This window comes from Nitratidesulfovibrio sp. (assembly GCF_040373385.1).
In the GTDB taxonomy this organism is placed as follows: Bacteria; Desulfobacterota; Desulfovibrionia; order Desulfovibrionales; family Desulfovibrionaceae; genus Cupidesulfovibrio.
Genome location: NZ_JBDXXH010000006.1, coordinates 15,591 through 31,773 on the forward strand (window position 1 = coordinate 15,591; position 16,183 = coordinate 31,773).

Genomic DNA, 16,183 nt, shown 5'->3' on the forward strand with positions numbered 1-16,183 from the left:
CTGCCGGACCACATCGGGTCGAAGCGGGCCGGGCCGCCCTGTTCGCGACACGCGGCGCGGGATGCTCGCGCCCTTCCCTTCACTGCGGTTTCGCCCTATAAGGCGGCGATGCGTCAGCCATACCCCATCGCGCACCATTTGCTGTGCACCCTGCCGCTGCTGGCGCTGCTTGCGATATCCACCGTGTGCCTTGGCACCGGGGACGAGGTGACCGCCCACTGGCGCGCCTGGCGGCACGCCAACCCCGATACGGCCAGCCTCGTCATGGTGCTGACCGACTGGGGCAACCCGGCCCTGTACGCGGTCTACGGCACGCTGTTCTGGCGCGGCCGACGCCGCCACGACCCGCGTACCGTGCGCTTCGTCCTTGCCTACGTGGCGGTGCAACTGCTGATTTCGTTCCTGCTCGTGCGGGTGATCAAGATCGCCGCCGGGCGCCCCCGGCCCGACGTGACGGGGCCATGGGTACCCTTTTCGTTCGACGGGCCGCACAATTCGCTGCCCTCCGGCCACACGGCGGAAATCGCCGGGGCCTGCCCGCCGCTGGCCATGCGCTGGAAGCACATGGCCGCATCCCTTGCCCTTGGCGGGTACGTGGCCGCCGTGGGCTATTCGCGGGTGCTGCTGGGGCAACACCACGCCAGCGACGTATTGGCGGGGCTTCTGCTGGGCAGCCTTGCCGCCTTCATCATACACCGCATCACCCACAGGACCGCCCCCCTATGACCGATCCGAAGACCGAAACCGCCGCCTCCCAATCCAAGGCCGCCGCTTCTCCGGAAACGCCGCAGACCCCGCCCGGTGCCGCCGCCAATGGCACGGGTTCCGGGGGCGGCAAACCCGCCGGATCCTGTCCTCCCCCGCAGGCCGGGGGACGCCCCAAGGGTATCCTGGCCCGCCTGTACGACCTGCTGGCCCTGTTCCCGCTGCTGCCGCTTACCCTCATCTACGCGGCGCAGACGGCCTTTACCCTGGATGCGCGGTCCCTGTGGTTTTCGGACGAAATCCGTCACGGCAACGTCTATGAAACCATGCTGGCCACCGGCCAGTGGCTGGTTCCGCACCTGAACGGCTCCCCCTACCCGGACAAGCCACCGGTATATTTCTGGTTCCTTGGCCTGCTGGACGCCATTCCCGGCGTGGACGGCTCCATGGTCTTCCTGCTGGGGGCCGCCGTTTCCGGCCTGCTGGTGCTGTGGGCCACCTATGCCCTGGCCCGCCTGGTGGCCGGGTGCGACAAGCGCGAATCGTTCGCGGCGGGGCTGGTGCTGCTGTGCGGCATGTACTTCCTGGGCGTGACCCACTACGCCCGCATGGACCTGCTGTTCGCCGCCGTGATCACCCTGGCCCATATCTGCATGTACCGGGGCCTGCGCCTGCCCCTGGCCTTCCGCTGGATAGTCCCTGCCTTTGCCCTGGCTGCCGTGGCCACCCTGGTCAAGGGGCCGTTCGGCATGGCCTTTCCGCTGCTGGCGGGAGTGGCCTACGGGTTGTGGCGCGGCATGCCCCGCCGCCTGAACCGCATGGACGTGGCCATCGGCGGCGGCATCATGCTGGCCACCCTGCTGGCCTGGGTGGGGGCCGTATGGTTCGAAGGCTACGCGGACCTCATCCGCAACATCCTGCGTCACCAGATCGTGGACCGCGCCACCGCCGCCTGGCATCATGAACAGCCGTGGTGGCACTATCTGGCCACCCTGCCCGCCGCGTGGCTGCCGTTTACCCTGGTGCTGCCGTTCCTGCCGTGGGGGCGCGCCTTCACGCCCACCTCCGTGCGTGCCGTGCTGGCCACCCGCAAGGGCCAGGACGACGGCATGGCCTACATCTGGCTGGCGCTGGTCACCTCGTTCGCCCTGCTGACGGCGGTCAGCATCAAGATCGTCATCTACCTGCTGCCGCTGTTCCCGCTGCTGGCCGTGGTCACCGCCCGTGCCCTGCTGCGGCTGAACGCGTTCGGCAGCCGCATGTATTTCGGCCTGACGGCGCTGCTGCTGTTCGCGCTGGCGCTGGCCCTGGGTGGCGCGTCACTGTGGCAGTGGGCGCCGGACATGGTGCGCGTGCGCTTTCAGCCACAGGTGCTCGCCCTGCTCGACATCGCGCGCGGCGCGCCCATCCTTGCGGGCATCACCCTGGTGTTCGCCGTGCTGCTGTGGAAGGCCGTGGACCGCAGCCGCCCTGAAGGCGGCCTGCTGACCCTTGCCGCCTTCGTCACCGCGTTCGTCGTGCCCGCCGCCCTGTTCACCGCCCCTTCGCTGGACCCGGTCATGAGCCCCCGCGCCCAGGCCGAGCTGATGGGCGAGTACATCCGCAAGGGGTACCACCCGGTGAGCTACAAGGTCTACTCCGGCACCTACACCTACTACGCGGGCTCCAACATCGAAGAGCTTTCCGACGAGGACTCGCTGCGCGCCGCCACGGCGGTGTTCCCGCAACTGGTGGTGGCCATGCGCGCCGACCGCTTCGCGGAATGGGCCGACAAGCCCGCCGACCTGCGCGAGGTGCACCGCCAGTGGATCGTGGACCGCGAGTACGTGCTGGCGGAACGTTCCGGCCCCATGCAGCCCTCGCAGCCTGCGGACATGGCAACGCCCGCCCCCGCCGATGCGGGTGCCGCCCCCGCCGTGTCCGGCGAACAGGCCCCGGCACCCGATGCTCCGGCCCTGCCGCAGCCCGCGCCCGGCGATGCCGGCGACGGCGCTGCGCCAGCCACGCCCGCTGCGCCCCAGCCCGTGCAGCCCGAGCAGCCGCCCGCCACGCCGGCTGCCCCTGCCGTGCCCCTGCCCGGCCCGCAGCCGCAGGACAACCCCCCGGCAGCACCCCAGCCCGTGCCGGTGCCCACCCCGCCCCCGCCGCCGCCCGGCGTGGGCGCCACGGACACCCCGGCCACTCCCGCACCGGCAACGGCGCAGGCCCAGTAGCCGCTCCGCCCAGTAGCCACTCCGCAAAGCCATCAACGCAAGACTGCCGTGGAGGCGACTCCACGGCAGTCTTGCGTTGGTGGCATGAGCCACGTGCGCAGGGCGCAACGTCTACCGCAGGGCCAGCATCCAGCACCCGGCCAGCAACGCGGCGCAGACGGCGCCGGCCAGCCATTCCAGCCAGCGCGGCAGCGGGCCGAAGCGTTCGCGCAGCCCCTGCGCCGCCATACCCACCACGACGCCCGCCACCAGGCCGAACAGGTGCGCGCCCAGGTCGGTGCGTTCCCCTTCGCTGCCTAGCATGCCCAGAATGGCCAGTCCGGCAGCCAGCGGCACCACCATGCGCCGCCAGCCGCTCCAGCCGCCCTCCACCGCCAGCAGCCCGGACAACACGCCCACCGCGCCGAACAACGCCGTGGAAAACCCCAGGCTGACGTGCGATGCCGGGCGCACCAGCGCGTTCAGCACGTTGCCGCCCGCGCCCGCCAGAATGGTCAGCAGCCAGCCGGGTCCGCTGCCCACGCGGCGGCACAGGGGAATCAGAAAGAAGCTGCCGAACAGGATGTTGCCGAACAGGTGCGGGCTGTCGGCGTGCAGGGTCAGGGCCGTGACCACGCGGTACCACTGCCCGCGCATGACGGTGTGGTAGACGTCCATGGCCCCGGCATCGCGCCACACGTCCGGATCCAGGTCGGGCAGGGGCAGGGCCATGTCCCACCACCAGCCCATGCGCACCCCGTGCCACAGAGCCAGCAGCAGCAGGCCCAGCAGGGTCAGGTGCACGTTGGCGCGCAAGGGAGCGGGGGGCAAGGCTGGGGGGCGGGCACGGGCAGCGGCGTCCTCGCCCTCCGCAGCCAGCAGTTCCTGCCGGGCCAGCCGTTCGTACATCACGGGCACGAACAGGTGTTGCCGCTCGCCCCGGCGCACGGCCATCAACGGGATGTTGCGCGCTTCCAGCACCAGCCGCCAGCGCGGCAGGCACTGCGCGGTGCACGGCGGCAGGTGTGGCAACGGCACGGGCTGCGCCGCGTTCAGGGCCGGGGGAACGGGTACGGTCAGGTCGCGCCAGAACGGGGGCAACACGGGCCTGCGGCGCAGGGCGGCCGCCACGTGTTCCGGCCGCGCCGCGAGGCCGGTGGCCACGGCGCTGCGCCCGACAAGGTGCGACGCACCGCCGGAGCGCACCTGCCGGGGGCGGCGAAAGCGGTCTGATCCGTTGGGGGGTGGCATGAGCTGTGCGAAAAGCGTGGACCGGGGCCGGATGCGCTAGCGCGCGCCCGAACCGCCGGATGTCCCATCCGAAGAATCACCCGACTGGCCGCCAGACTTGCCGGAACCATCCGCCGGTCCGGAAGGCGCCACCGGTTCGCAATCGATGACCACGGTGCGGCGGGGTTCCTGCCGCCCGGCCTGAGCACCACCAGCGCCGCCCCCATGGTCCGGACCATAGGGATGAGGACCGCTGCCATCCGGCCCATTCGGGGCATCCAGTCCGCCCTGTCCGTTCAGTCCGCCTGGGCCATCTGGGCCATTGGCATTGGGGCCGAACATGGGGCCACCGAAGGTTTCGGTGTGCCGCGCCCCGCCGGGGCCGAAATACCAGGTGCGCACGTGCACCGACGCCCCGCCCGCGCGGTCACCCGCCCGGCCTGTACGGCCTTCGGCCTGGATGGTGGCGTTCATGTGCCGCCGCAGCAGGTGCGCGGCCAGCCTGCGCACCGGGGGCAACAGCAGGAGCACCCCGAACACGTCGGACACGAAGCCGGGGAACACCATGAGGATGCCCGCCAGCAGCAGGAACAGCCCGTCCAGCATCTCGTCGGCGGGCAGCACGCCCTGGGCCAGGTTTTGCTGGATGCGCGCCAGCGTGCCCATGCCCTGGGTGCGGGCCAGCCACACCCCGACCATGGCGAACAGGATCACCAGCAGCACGGCGTTGAACGCCCCGATGCGCGCGCCCACCTCCACCAGCACGTAGAATTCCAGAAAGGGGACCAGCAGCAGGACAAGACCAAGACGGGGCATGGGGGCTCCGGGATGGTTGCGGTGGGAACGATGCGCCGGATTCGTGGGGCACATCCGTGGTGCCAGCTCCGTGGCGGCAGCCGGAATGCGGGGCGCGGGAAAACGGTGACGAAGAGGCGACGCAGGGTGGCATGCCTGCGGCAGGCCCGCGTGCGTCCATTCTGGAAAGGATAGTCATGGAAGCCCCCGGCGGCAAGGCGTATCCCGCCGGTAAAGTGCGGGGAATGAGGCCGAGAGGGGGCACGGCGGAGGAAGGGCGCCGCCCGCACGCGGGGACCAGGGAGGCGCCGGGGGAAGGAATACGGCGGACCGTACGGCGACCAGGCTGGGGATGCAGTGGGACAACGCGCGGAGAATACCCGTCAGGCGGACAACTCAGGCGGACAGCACCACCAACGCGGCCCCGGCGGCCATCAGCGCCGCGCCGGGCAGCCTGCCGTCGCGGGTCGGGCGGGTTCCCCGGCGCGCCTCCGCCGTGTCCGCCGCGTCCGCCGCGTCCGCCGCGTCGGGCACTCCGCCCACGCCACTCCCGCCACGCTCGCGGGCCCGGCGAACGCCGCGCACCCCGTCGGCCAGCTTGTCCATGAGCACGGCGAAGACCCCGTCCAGCCGCTTCACCGCGATCATGTTGGCGGCGGTGGTCAGGCTCATGGCCGTGAAGTGCGCGTACGCGGCCAGAAACAGCACCGCCCCCATGGTCGCGCCCCGCAATGGGCGGTCAAGGAGCATGCGCGGACGCACCCCGCCGAACAGCATCAACGCCGCCAGCATGACCGGGCCGTAAATGGCGAAGAACACCCCGCCTGCAACGGCCGGGGTGGCGTGCAGCACCATCTGGCGGTTCAGCACGCTGCCCAGGCTCCACAGCAGGGCCACCCCCAGCATGATCCGCGAGCCGCGCTCTGTGGCCAGGGTGCGAAAGGGGCGCAGCAAACGGGCAAGGACACCCCCGCCCCTGCGGACGGCACCGCCCGCGTCCCGCATCGCGGCGGGGTTCGCAACGTGTGCCGCAGCATCCTCCGCGTCGTTGCCCGCATTCAGCACCCAGCTGCCCGCCACCACCAGCAGCACCCCGGCCACGCCCGCAGGGCGCGGCGCAACCCCCAGCAGCAGGTATTCGTGCAACACCACGAAGGCGGGGGAAAAGCACAGATAGGGCACCGTGCGCGACACCGGCGACAGGCGCACCGCCCACGCGGTAAGCAGGTGCCCCGCCATGTTCACCGGGACGGCGACAAGGGTGGCCAGCCAGAACGGCGCGGGCAGATCCGGCAGGCCGCGCACCGCCAACAGCACCAGGAACGGCGGCAGGCTCCAGAACACCGGATAGGCCACCATGCGGGCCGGGGGCAGATCCCCGGCAAAGCGGCGCAGCAGGGTGGCATCCAGCGCGGCCAGCACGGCCGCCAGCAGGGCGGGAAGTGTCCAGGACATGGCCGCACCCTACCCCGCCGCGCTGCCGACGGAAAGTGCGCCACGCCGGATGGACGGCGACATTTGCGTGACGCCGCGCCCGGAACAACAACGCCAAAAAGCCCCGGCGGAAACCACCGGGGCCTTTGAACGCTCGGATCGGAAAGCCTTAGACGGCCTTGCGGACGGCGGGCTTCACCACCGCGCCGGAGCGCAGGCAGCGGGTGCAGACGCTGAGGGTCTTCACTTCGCCGTTGGGGTACTGGTGGCGGACGTTCTGAAGGTTCGGCTCGAAGCGACGCTTGGTCTTGATGTTCGAGTGGCTCACATGGTGGCCGACCTGGGCCTTCTTGCCGCACACATCGCACTGCTTGGACATGACTTTCCTCCGTATATGTGCAAAGTTCGCGTGGTCGTTCTGATGTGCCGCCGGTGGCGTTCAACCGCCGGGGCGCCGCGCGGGGCGGGCGTCGACCGATGTGCCGGGCACGTTCCGGACGCATTCTGGATGTTTGCCGCCGCGAGAGATGGGAGTCTTATACCGCCGCCCTGAAAAACGCAACCCCTTTCTTGACAGCCCGAAGGGTTCGCATGTAGTAATCGCTGCTCGCGAGGTAGCCATGCACCAGATTTGGATTCCGCTCAAGGACATTCCGGCGGGCGGCGGCGAGTACGAGGTTGACGACCAGTCCATCTGGCAGGGTCCCATCGCCGAGTTTTCACTGCCGTTCACCATCATCAAGCCGCTGCACGGCTCGGTGTTCCTGCTGCCGCAGGACGACGGCTGCCTTGTGCGCGGCAAGCTCACCGGGCGCATCAGCGCGCCCTGTGACCGCTGCGCCGAGCCTGCGGAGATGGCCATCGACCAGTCCTTCGACAGCTTCGAGCCGTTTCCGGCCCAGCAGCCTGCGCAGGACGACGCGCGCAGGCATGGCAAGGCGGCCCCGGCTGAGCCTGAAGTGGACAGCGATTTCGAGGACGTGGACGCGGCCGTGATCCGCATCTCCCCTTCCGGGCAGGGCGTTGAAGTAAGCCTGTCCGGCCTGCTGTGGGAAGAATTTCTGCTGGCCCTGCCGGCGAAGCCGCTGTGCTCCGCTGGCTGCAAGGGCCTGTGCCCGTCGTGCGGAAGCAACCTGAACGCCGCCCCCTGCTCCTGCAAGAGCGAAAGTGGCGACCCCAGGCTTGCCACCCTGCGCGGCCTTACCATCGAAAAGAAGTAGCACAACCCCCGCCGCCCTCGGCGGGACATCCAGGAGAGGAACGCCATGGCCGTTCAGCAGAACAAGAAGTCCAAGTCCAAGAAGGGTATGCGCCGTTCGCACGATCGCGTGGCCATCCCCACCATCGTGTACTGCGCCTGCGGTGAGCCCACCGTTCCGCACCGCGCCTGCCCGAGCTGCGGCACCTACAAGGGCCGTCAGGTGGTTGCCCAGCCTAATGAGTAACGCGACCATCATCGCCGTGGATGCCATGGGGGGGGATTTTGGCCCCTCCGTGGTGGTCCCCGGCGCGATAGAGGCGGCGCGCGACAAGGGAATTGCCCTTCTGCTGGTCGGTGACCAGGCAAAGGTGCGGGCCGAACTGGCCAAGATATCCCTTGACGGCGTCGCCTGCGACGTTGTCCACGCCAGCGAAGTGGCCGGCATGGACGAAAAGCCTTCGGACATTCTGCGCCGCCGCAAGGACGCCTCCATCCAGGTGGCCTGCCGCCTGGTGCGCGACGGCCAGGCCCACGGCATCGTCAGTGCCGGACACTCCGGCGCCACCGTGGCCTGCGGCATGTTCATCATGGGCCGCATTCCCGGCGTGGACCGGCCCGCGCTTGCCACCATCATGCCCACCGAAAAGAACCCCATCGTCCTTCTGGACGTGGGGGCCAACGTGGACTGCAAGCCGCACCACCTGTTCCAGTTCGGCCTCATGGCCGACGCCTTCGCGCGCGACATCCTGTCGTGCGATTCGCCGCGCATCGGGCTGCTGAGCATCGGCGAGGAAGAAGGCAAGGGCAACACCCTGGTCAAGGAAGCCTACGAACTGTTCAAGCTGGCCCAGAACGGCATCAACTTCGTTGGTAACGTGGAAGGGCGCGACATTTTCAGCGGCGAGGTGGACGTGGTGGTCTGCGACGGCTTTGTGGGCAACGTGGCGCTGAAGCTGAGCGAAGGGCTCAGCACGTCGCTGGGCCGCGTGCTGAAGCGCGAACTGCTCTCCGGCTTTCTGCCCAAGGTCGGCACCCTGCTCGCCAAGTCCGCCTTCCGCCGCTTTGCCCAGTTCGTGGATTATGCCGAATACGGCGGCGCTCCCCTGCTCGGCTTGCAGGGCATCGCCTTCGTCTGCCACGGCAAGTCCAACTCCAAGGCCGTGCGCAGCGCCGTCAAGATGGCCGCCACCTTCGTGGAAAAGAAGACCAACGAACGCCTCGTCAAGGCCATCAGCGCCAACGAGGAGCTCACCCGCTACGGCAAGGCCATCAAGTAGCGTCCCCCACCCTGCACATGCGGCGCCCCGCGCGCCGACCGGAATCAGCCACATGACAGCATCGCGCGATATTGCCTGCCGGGTCAGGGGGTTCGGTGCGTACACTCCCGTGGACGTGCTGACCAACTTCGACCTTGAAAAATTCGTGGAGACCACCGACGAGTGGATCACCACCCGTACCGGCATCAAGCAGCGCCACCGCCTGGCCGAGGGGCAGAACGCCTCGGACGCGGCAGCGGAGGCCGCCCGTCTGGCCCTGGCCGACGCGGGCATGGAACCGGGCGAGATCACCCACGTCATCAACGCCACCTGCACCCCCGACTACCTGTGCCCCAACACCGCCTGCCTCATCGAGGCCAAGCTGGGCATCGTGGGCGCCATGGCTTTTGATTTCAACGCCGCCTGCTCGGGCTACGTGTACGGCCTGTCCATGGCCCGCTCCATCGTGGCCGCCCAGCCCGACGCCCGCGTGCTGCTGACCGCCACCGAAGCCCTGACCCGCCGCCTGAACTGGGCCGACCGCACCACCTGCGTGCTGTTCGGCGACGGTGCGGGCGCGTCGGTGATTACCGCCGACGGCCAAGGCGCCCTGCTGGAAGACGTGCTCTGCGCGTCCGACGGCAACCTGGGCGGCCTGCTGACCATCGGCGGCGGCACCCACACCCCCTACGCCAAGGGCGACCCGGTGGGCGACGACTTTTTCGTGCAGATGAACGGCCGCGACGTGTTCAAGCACGCCGTGCGCAACATGGCCGCCATCAGCCAGGACGTGCTGGCGCGCAATGGCCTGACCACTGACGACGTGGCCCTGCTCATTCCGCACCAGGCCAACCTGCGCATCATCGAGGCCGTGGGCGACCGGCTGGGCATCCCCACCGAGCGCGTATTCGTGAACCTGCACGAATTCGGCAACACCTCTGCGGCGTCCGTGCCGCTGGCCATTGCCGACGCGCGGGCCAAGGGCGTGCTGCGCCCCGGCATGCGCGTGTTGCTGGCCACCTTCGGGGGTGGGTTTACCTGGGGATCTGCGCTTCTCCATTTTTAGGCGCACATTGCCTTTTTGCCGCTGGCTTCGTCAAACTTCGTCTGCCATCTCGGTCAAATACGATAAGAGTATATTCCCTCATGGCAGCCTCGTTTTCCTTGCCAGCAACAAAAAATCAACGTGCGCACGGTCAGTGGGACTCCTGAGGAGAATCAAGACCGCCCCTCAGGATACCCCGAATCGGGCCAATTGAAGTCGCACTGTCTTTGCGGTATAAGGCGGTGCCCCAAGCAACCCGCAACATGAGAAAGGCCGAATGAGCGAACTCACATCCACCGCGCTGGTTACCGGGGGCTCCCGGGGTATCGGCAAGGCCGTGGCGGAAACCCTGGCCCGCGAGGGCTTTCAGGTCTACCTCACCTACGTGAGCAAGCCCGAGGAAGCCGAAGCCGTGGCCGCTGGCATCAACGCCGCGGGCGGCTCTGCGCGCGCCTTCCGGCTGGACGTTTCCGCCGCCGCCGCCGTGTCTGCGTTCTTTCAGGAAGAAATCCGGGAAAAGGTCACCCTGGACGTGCTCGTGAACAACGCGGGCATCACCAAGGACGGGCTTATCCTGCGCATGAAGGACGAGGACTTCGACCGCGTGCTGGACGTCAACCTTTCCGGCGCGTTCACCTGCCTGCGCGAGGCCGCCAAGCTGATGACCAAGCAGCGCAGGGGCCGCATCGTCAACATCACCTCGGTGGTGGGCCAGATGGGCAATGCCGGGCAGATCAACTATTCCGCCGCCAAGGCGGGGCTGATCGGCATGACCAAGTCCGCCGCCAAGGAACTTGCCGGGCGCAACGTCACGGTCAACGCCGTGGCCCCCGGCTTCATCGAAACCGACATGACCGCGAAGCTCACCGACGAGATTCGCGCGGCATATATCGAAGCCATCCCGCTCCGGCGCCTGGGCCAACCCCAGGACATCGCCGATGCCGTGGCCTTTCTGGCTTCCGATAAGGCGGGCTACATCACCGGGCAGGTCATCGCCGTCAACGGCGGCATGTACTGCTAGTTGCCCGCCGCGTACGCAGCACCGACCGGCACCGAAACGAAAACAGCATTGGAGGGACCATGTCCGTTGAAGAAAAGATCAGCAAGATCATCATGGATCAGCTTGGCGTGTCCGCCGAGGAAGTGAAGCCCGAAGCCTCCTTCGTGGAAGACCTTGGCGCCGACTCGCTCGACCTGACCGAACTGATAATGGCCATGGAAGAGGAATTCGGCATCGAAATCGACGACGACGATGCCCAGAAGATCCTCAAGGTCCAGGACGCCATCGCCTACATCAAGAACAAGCAGTAGGGCCTGTTCTTCACGCAACGAAGATCGCATGCGGGCGTCTTATGACGAGGTCATAAGACGCTCTCGCGCTTTTCTTCCGCATGGCCGGAACCACGCTTACGACGCGCAACCATTCGTCATCGCTTCACATTCACCCCGTTTGCGCGGATTCGGCCCACTACCGCCAAGAGGAAATCTTAATGACCGGAAAGCGTGTCGTCGTGACCGGCCTTGCGGCCATCACCCCCCTTGGTAACGACCTGGCGACAAGCTGGGAGAGCCTGATTGCCGGAAAGTCCGGCATCGGACCCATCACCCACTTCGACGCTTCGGAGTACACCTCGCGCATCGCGGGCGAGGTCAAGGGCTTCGACCCAGAAAAGTACATGCCGGCCAAGCAGGCCAAGCGCATGGACCGTTTCGTCCAGTTCGCGGTGGCCACCGGCAAGATGGTCGTCGAGCATTCCGGCCTCGTCATCGACGATGCCAACGCCCACCGCGTGGGCGTGCTGCTGGGCGTGGGGCTTGGCGGGCTGGACACCATCGAGGTGTTCCACTCCAAGCTCGTCGAGTCGGGGCCCAACCGCGTCTCGCCGTTCATGATCCCCATGCTGATCTCCAACATGGCGCCGGGCCAGGTCTCCATCTTCACCGGGGCCAAGGGGCCCAACCTGGTCACCACCAGCGCCTGCGCGTCGGGCCAGCACGCCATCGGCTACGCGTACACCGACATCATCATGGGCCGCTGCGACGCGGTGATCACCGGCGGCGTGGAAGCCACCATCACGCCCATGGGCGTTTCCGGCTTCACCGCCCTGAAGGCCCTGTCCACGGGCAACAACGACGCCCCCGCCAGGGCTTCGCGCCCGTTCGACAAGGAGCGCGACGGCTTCGTCATCGGTGAAGGCTCCGGCTTCCTGATGCTGGAATCGCTGGAATCGGCCCAGGCGCGCGGCGCCACCATCTACGCCGAAGTGGTGGGCTACGGTGCATCGGGCGACGCCTATCACATGACCGCCCCGCACGAGGATGGCCTCGGCATGGCGCAGGCCATGCGCGCCGCCATCGACGAGGCGGGCATCCGCCCCGAGGACGTGGACCACATCAACGCCCACGCCACCTCAACGCACCTCAACGACCTGTGCGAGACCAAGGCCATCAAGAAGGTGTTCGGCGATCACGCCAAGAACATCCGCATCACGGCCAACAAGTCCATGACCGGGCACCTGCTGGGCGCCGCGGGCGGGATGGAAGGCGTGTTCAGCGTCATGGCGCTGCACACCGGCATCATTCCCGGCACCATCAACCGTGACACGCCCGACCCGGAATGCGACCTGAACTACATGACGGGCGGTTCGGAAAACTACCAGCCGGAATACGTGCTGTGCAATTCGTTCGGCTTTGGCGGGACGAACTGCTGCATGCTGTACAAGCGCTGGGCTGGCTAGCCGCGCAAAACGGGCCTTCCGCCCGCTGGCTGCGTCAAACAGCGCCCGCCATATCGGTCGAATACGATAAGAGTATACTCCCTCATGGCGAGCTTGTTTTCCTTGCCAGCGAACGGAAAACCCGTTTTGCGAACAGCCTGGGCACGGCAGTACCACCTGATATCGGACACCGTCCGAACCCGCTTGCCTGAACGGGGGTGCAGGGGGCTTGGCCCCCTGCCCGCCGGAGGCTTGCAGAACATCTCCCACCCTCCAACCGGGCACGGGAGAACGATATTTCCAGAGGTCGCGCAGCATCCTGACGCCGCGCGACCGCAACCATTCACGGAGGCGAACCATGGACGAACTGCTGATTCAAGACCCGGAAGTGGGTCGCGCGGTCACTCTTGAAATCGAACGTCAGACCGGCAAGCTCGAACTCATCGCGTCCGAGAACTTCGTCTCCGCCGCCGTCCGTCAGGCCCAGGGCAGCGTGCTGACCCACAAGTACGCCGAAGGGTACCCCGGCAAGCGCTACTACGGCGGCTGCGAATTCGTGGACATTGCGGAAAACCTGGCCATCGACCGGGCCAAGGCCATCTTCGGCTGCGGCTACGCCAACGTGCAGCCCCATTCCGGCAGCCAGGCCAACATGGGCGTGTACTTCGCCTGCCTGAAGCCGGGCGACACCATCCTGGGCATGAACCTTTCGCACGGCGGTCACCTGACCCACGGCAGCCCGGTGAACTTCTCCGGTCGCCTGTACAACGTGGTGTTCTACGGCGTGAAGAAGGAAACCGGCTGCATCGACTACGACGAAGTGGCCACCCTTGCCCGCGAGCACAAGCCCACCCTTATCGTGGCCGGTGCCAGCGCCTATCCGCGCACCATCGACTTTGCCCGGTTCCGCGCCATTGCCGACGAAGTGGGCGCCAAGCTGATGGTGGACATGGCCCACATCGCGGGCCTGGTGGCCACGGGCCTGCACCCCACCCCCATCGGGCAGGCCCACTACACCACCACCACCACCCACAAGACCCTGCGCGGCCCGCGCGGCGGCATGATCCTGTCCGACGAGGACAACGCCAAGACCCTGAACAGCCAGATTTTCCCCGGCATCCAGGGTGGCCCGCTGATGCACGTCATCGCGGCCAAGGCGGTGGCCTTCGGCGAGGCGTTGCGCCCCACCTTTGCCGACTACCAGAAGCAGGTGGTGAAGAACGCCGTCACGCTGGCAGGTTGCCTGACCGCCGCCGGGTACGACCTAGTTTCCGGCGGCACCGACAACCACCTGATGCTCATGGACCTGACGGCCAAGGACATCACCGGCAAGGACGCCGAGCACGCGCTGGACAAGGCGGGCATGACCGCCAACAAGAACACCGTGCCCTTCGAGACCCGTTCGCCCTTCGTGACTTCCGGCGTGCGCCTGGGCACCCCCGCCCTGACCACGCGCGGCATGAAGGAAGCGGAAATGGAAAAGGTGGCCGCGTGGATCGTGGACGCCCTGGCCAACGTGAACAACGAGACCCGGCTTGCGGCCATCAGCCGCGAAGTGGAAGTCTTTGCGCGGCAGTTCCCGCTGTTCGCCTGGTAGGCCTGCCGCTCCGACGCTATTGATGACCTGACGACACCGGGGCGGACAGCCGCCCCGGTGTTTGCCACGGCTCCCCTCCCGTTTTTATCCGAGCACTGCGCTCCCATCGCTCTTCCAAACGGCGGGACCGCAGTGCGCGGTGTCGCCCTTCAGCCCTGAGGTGCCCATGTCCACGCTGTCCCGCCTCCCCTGGCCCCAGTACTTCATGGAGATCACCTACCTCGTGGCCGAGCGTTCCACCTGCACCCGGCGCAAAGTGGGAGCCATCGCGGTGAAGGACAAGCGCATTCTGGCCACGGGGTACAACGGCGCGCCTTCCGGCGTGGCCCACTGCCTGGACGTGGGCTGCCTGCGCGCACAGCTGGGCGTGCCCTCTGGCCAGCGCCACGAAATCTGCCGGGGGCTGCACGCAGAACAGAATGTCATCGTGCAAGCCGCCATCCACGGCATTTCGCTGTCGGGTTCGGAAATCTACTGCACCACCCAGCCCTGCCTGATCTGCACCAAGATGCTCATCAACTGCGGCGTCACGGCCATCCGCTACGCGGAATCGTACCCCGACCAACTGGCCGAGGACATGCTGCGCGAATCGGGCGTGCGGTACGAGGTGCTGCCCTTCACCCCGCGCACGGGCAGTCCCTGCCTGCCGCCGGTCATCCCCAATGCGCCGGACATCCCCAATGCGCCGGACGGTCCCGATGTGCCCGGCGGCACTCCCGGCAGCGGCGACGGCAGCTGTGGCTGCGGGGGCGGCTGCGCCTGCGGGAGCAGGTCGCGCCCATGACAGCGCCGTATCCCTTTGAAATTTTCATGCGCGAGGCCATCGCGCTTGCCCGGCGGGGTCGCTGGCGTGCAGCGCCCAACCCCACGGTGGGCGCGGTGCTGGTGCGCGACGGCCGGATAGTGGCGCGCGGCTATCACACGGCCTGCGGCATGCCCCACGCCGAGGTGGAATGCCTGCGCGACGCGGCGGCAAACGGCGTGGACCCGGCAGCCTGCACCCTGGTGGTCACGCTGGAGCCGTGCAACCACCACGGCAAGACGCCCCCCTGTTCGCGGGCGGTGCTGGATGCGGGTATCCGCCACGTGGTGGTGGGCATGCCCGACCCCAACCCCGTGGCCAGGGGCGGTGCGGAGTTTTTGCGCCAGCACGGCGTGCATGTTGAAATGGGCGTGTGCGAGCAGGACTGCCGCGACCTGGTGGCCGACTTCGTCACCTGGAAAAAGACGGACCTGCCCTACGTCATCCTGAAGCTGGCCAGCACGCTGGACGGGCGCATCGCCACCCGCACGGGCCATTCGCAGTGGATAAGCTGCGCGGCTTCGCGCCGCCGGGTGCATGCCATCCGCGCGGGCGCGGGCCATGCCGGGGGGGCGGTGCTGGTGGGCGGTGGAACCCTGTTCGCCGACAACCCGCTGCTGACCGCCCGCTGCGGTGACTTTTCCGATGCTTTTCCCGTCGCCCCCCAAGGGGGGTGCCCCAACGTTGACGATGCAGCCGCCCCGCGCCGCCAGCCTTTGGCCGTGGCCGTCACCTCGCGCATGGACGAGGTGGCCGCGCGGGCTGGCGACCTTGTTCTGCTGCAACAGCGGGCGGCGGACGCCATTTTCTGGACCACCGAGGCCGCTGCGGCATCCCCGGCAGCGGACACGGTGCGCGCCATGGGCACACGGGTGTGGGGACTGCCGGGCTTGAGCAGCACGGAGAACACGGGCGGCACTGGGCTGGATCTGCGCGCGGGCTTGGCCCGGTTGCGCAGCGAAGCCGGTTGCCTGTACGTGCTGTGCGAGGGCGGCGGCCAGTTGGGGCTGGCCCTGCTGGAAGCCGGGCTGGTGCATGAATTCGAGTTGCACCTGGCCCCCAAGGTGCTGGGCGACAACGCGGCGCGCCCCCTGTTCGACGGGCGCGCGCCCCTGCGCATGGACGATGCGCTGGGCCTGCGCGTGGCCGCCACCGCCACCAGCGACGAAGACCTTGTCATCACACTGCGCCCCAAGGCGTAGTGATACG

The 16,183-nt window shown here is 68.0% G+C and carries 15 protein-coding genes and 1 pseudogene; 12 read left to right on the top strand and 4 right to left on the bottom strand.

Annotated elements, in window-relative coordinates:
* The first annotated feature begins 108 nt into the window (after nucleotides 1-108).
* Nucleotides 109-726, top strand: coding sequence for a phosphatase PAP2 family protein (locus ABWO17_RS11450; protein WP_353118641.1), 618 nt, complete (start codon nucleotides 109-111; stop codon nucleotides 724-726).
* Nucleotides 723-2,918, top strand: coding sequence for an ArnT family glycosyltransferase (locus ABWO17_RS11455; RefSeq protein WP_353118643.1), 2,196 nt, complete (start codon nucleotides 723-725; stop codon nucleotides 2,916-2,918). Before ABWO17_RS11450 ends, ABWO17_RS11455 begins: the two co-directional genes overlap by 4 nt.
* 111 nt (nucleotides 2,919-3,029) lie before the next feature.
* On the opposite strand, the gene ABWO17_RS11460 is transcribed toward ABWO17_RS11455, so the two are convergent.
* The 4 genes from ABWO17_RS11460 to rpmB all read right to left on the bottom strand — a co-directional run bounded on the left by ABWO17_RS11460 (nucleotide 3,030) and on the right by rpmB (nucleotide 6,735).
* Nucleotides 3,030-4,148 (bottom strand): rhomboid family intramembrane serine protease, encoded by a 1,119-nt coding sequence (locus ABWO17_RS11460; protein ID WP_353118645.1) that lies wholly within the window; start codon nucleotides 4,146-4,148, stop codon nucleotides 3,030-3,032.
* A 36-nt stretch (nucleotides 4,149-4,184) separates the two neighbouring features.
* Nucleotides 4,185-4,943, bottom strand: coding sequence for an FxsA family protein (locus ABWO17_RS11465; protein WP_353118647.1), 759 nt, complete (start codon nucleotides 4,941-4,943; stop codon nucleotides 4,185-4,187).
* A gap of 375 nt (nucleotides 4,944-5,318) precedes the next feature.
* The gene (locus ABWO17_RS11470) at nucleotides 5,319-6,377 is read right to left on the bottom strand and encodes an EamA family transporter (protein ID WP_353118649.1); all 1,059 of its coding nucleotides are present in this window, start codon (nucleotides 6,375-6,377) and stop codon (nucleotides 5,319-5,321) included.
* Nucleotides 6,378-6,525: 148 nt separating this feature from the next.
* The gene (gene rpmB, locus ABWO17_RS11475) at nucleotides 6,526-6,735 is read right to left on the bottom strand and encodes a 50S ribosomal protein L28 (RefSeq protein WP_353118651.1); all 210 of its coding nucleotides are present in this window, start codon (nucleotides 6,733-6,735) and stop codon (nucleotides 6,526-6,528) included.
* Between the two features lie 241 nt (nucleotides 6,736-6,976).
* Between rpmB and ABWO17_RS11480 the strand changes: the two genes are divergently transcribed.
* From ABWO17_RS11480 to ribD, 10 genes and pseudogenes are all read left to right on the top strand, one after another.
* Entirely contained in the window at nucleotides 6,977-7,576 is a 600-nt protein-coding gene (locus ABWO17_RS11480) for a YceD family protein (RefSeq protein ID WP_353118653.1), read from the top strand.
* Between the two features lie 45 nt (nucleotides 7,577-7,621).
* Nucleotides 7,622-7,801, top strand: a complete 180-nt coding sequence (gene rpmF / locus ABWO17_RS11485; RefSeq protein WP_167128888.1) for a 50S ribosomal protein L32 — start codon at nucleotides 7,622-7,624, stop codon at nucleotides 7,799-7,801.
* On the top strand, nucleotides 7,794-8,834 hold the full coding sequence (gene plsX / locus ABWO17_RS11490; RefSeq protein ID WP_353118655.1) for a phosphate acyltransferase PlsX: 1,041 nt from the start codon (nucleotides 7,794-7,796) through the stop codon (nucleotides 8,832-8,834). Before rpmF ends, plsX begins: the two co-directional genes overlap by 8 nt.
* A 52-nt stretch (nucleotides 8,835-8,886) precedes the next feature.
* Entirely contained in the window at nucleotides 8,887-9,879 is a 993-nt protein-coding gene (locus ABWO17_RS11495) for a beta-ketoacyl-ACP synthase III (protein ID WP_353118657.1), read from the top strand.
* A gap of 256 nt (nucleotides 9,880-10,135) precedes the next feature.
* Nucleotides 10,136-10,879 (top strand): 3-oxoacyl-[acyl-carrier-protein] reductase, encoded by a 744-nt coding sequence (fabG, locus tag ABWO17_RS11500; protein WP_353118658.1) that lies wholly within the window; start codon nucleotides 10,136-10,138, stop codon nucleotides 10,877-10,879.
* A gap of 59 nt (nucleotides 10,880-10,938) precedes the next feature.
* Nucleotides 10,939-11,169: an acyl carrier protein gene (gene acpP / locus ABWO17_RS11505; RefSeq protein WP_015946716.1), complete on the top strand. Its 231-nt coding sequence runs from the start codon at nucleotides 10,939-10,941 to the stop codon at nucleotides 11,167-11,169.
* Nucleotides 11,170-11,348: 179 nt separating this feature from the next.
* Nucleotides 11,349-12,596 carry a beta-ketoacyl-ACP synthase II gene (gene fabF / locus ABWO17_RS11510; RefSeq protein WP_353118661.1) on the top strand — a complete coding sequence of 416 codons (1,248 nt, stop codon included), beginning with the start codon at nucleotides 11,349-11,351 and terminating at the stop codon, nucleotides 12,594-12,596.
* Nucleotides 12,597-12,933: 337 nt separating this feature from the next.
* Entirely contained in the window at nucleotides 12,934-14,172 is a 1,239-nt protein-coding gene (gene glyA / locus ABWO17_RS11515; protein WP_353118663.1) for a serine hydroxymethyltransferase, read from the top strand.
* 175 nt (nucleotides 14,173-14,347) lie between these two features.
* A pseudogene (locus tag ABWO17_RS11520) lies at nucleotides 14,348-14,792 on the top strand (deoxycytidylate deaminase); the annotation flags it as partial.
* A gap of 160 nt (nucleotides 14,793-14,952) precedes the next feature.
* Nucleotides 14,953-16,176, top strand: coding sequence for a bifunctional diaminohydroxyphosphoribosylaminopyrimidine deaminase/5-amino-6-(5-phosphoribosylamino)uracil reductase RibD (ribD, locus tag ABWO17_RS11525; RefSeq protein ID WP_353118665.1), 1,224 nt, complete (start codon nucleotides 14,953-14,955; stop codon nucleotides 16,174-16,176).
* Nucleotides 16,177-16,183: the final 7 nt, after the last annotated feature.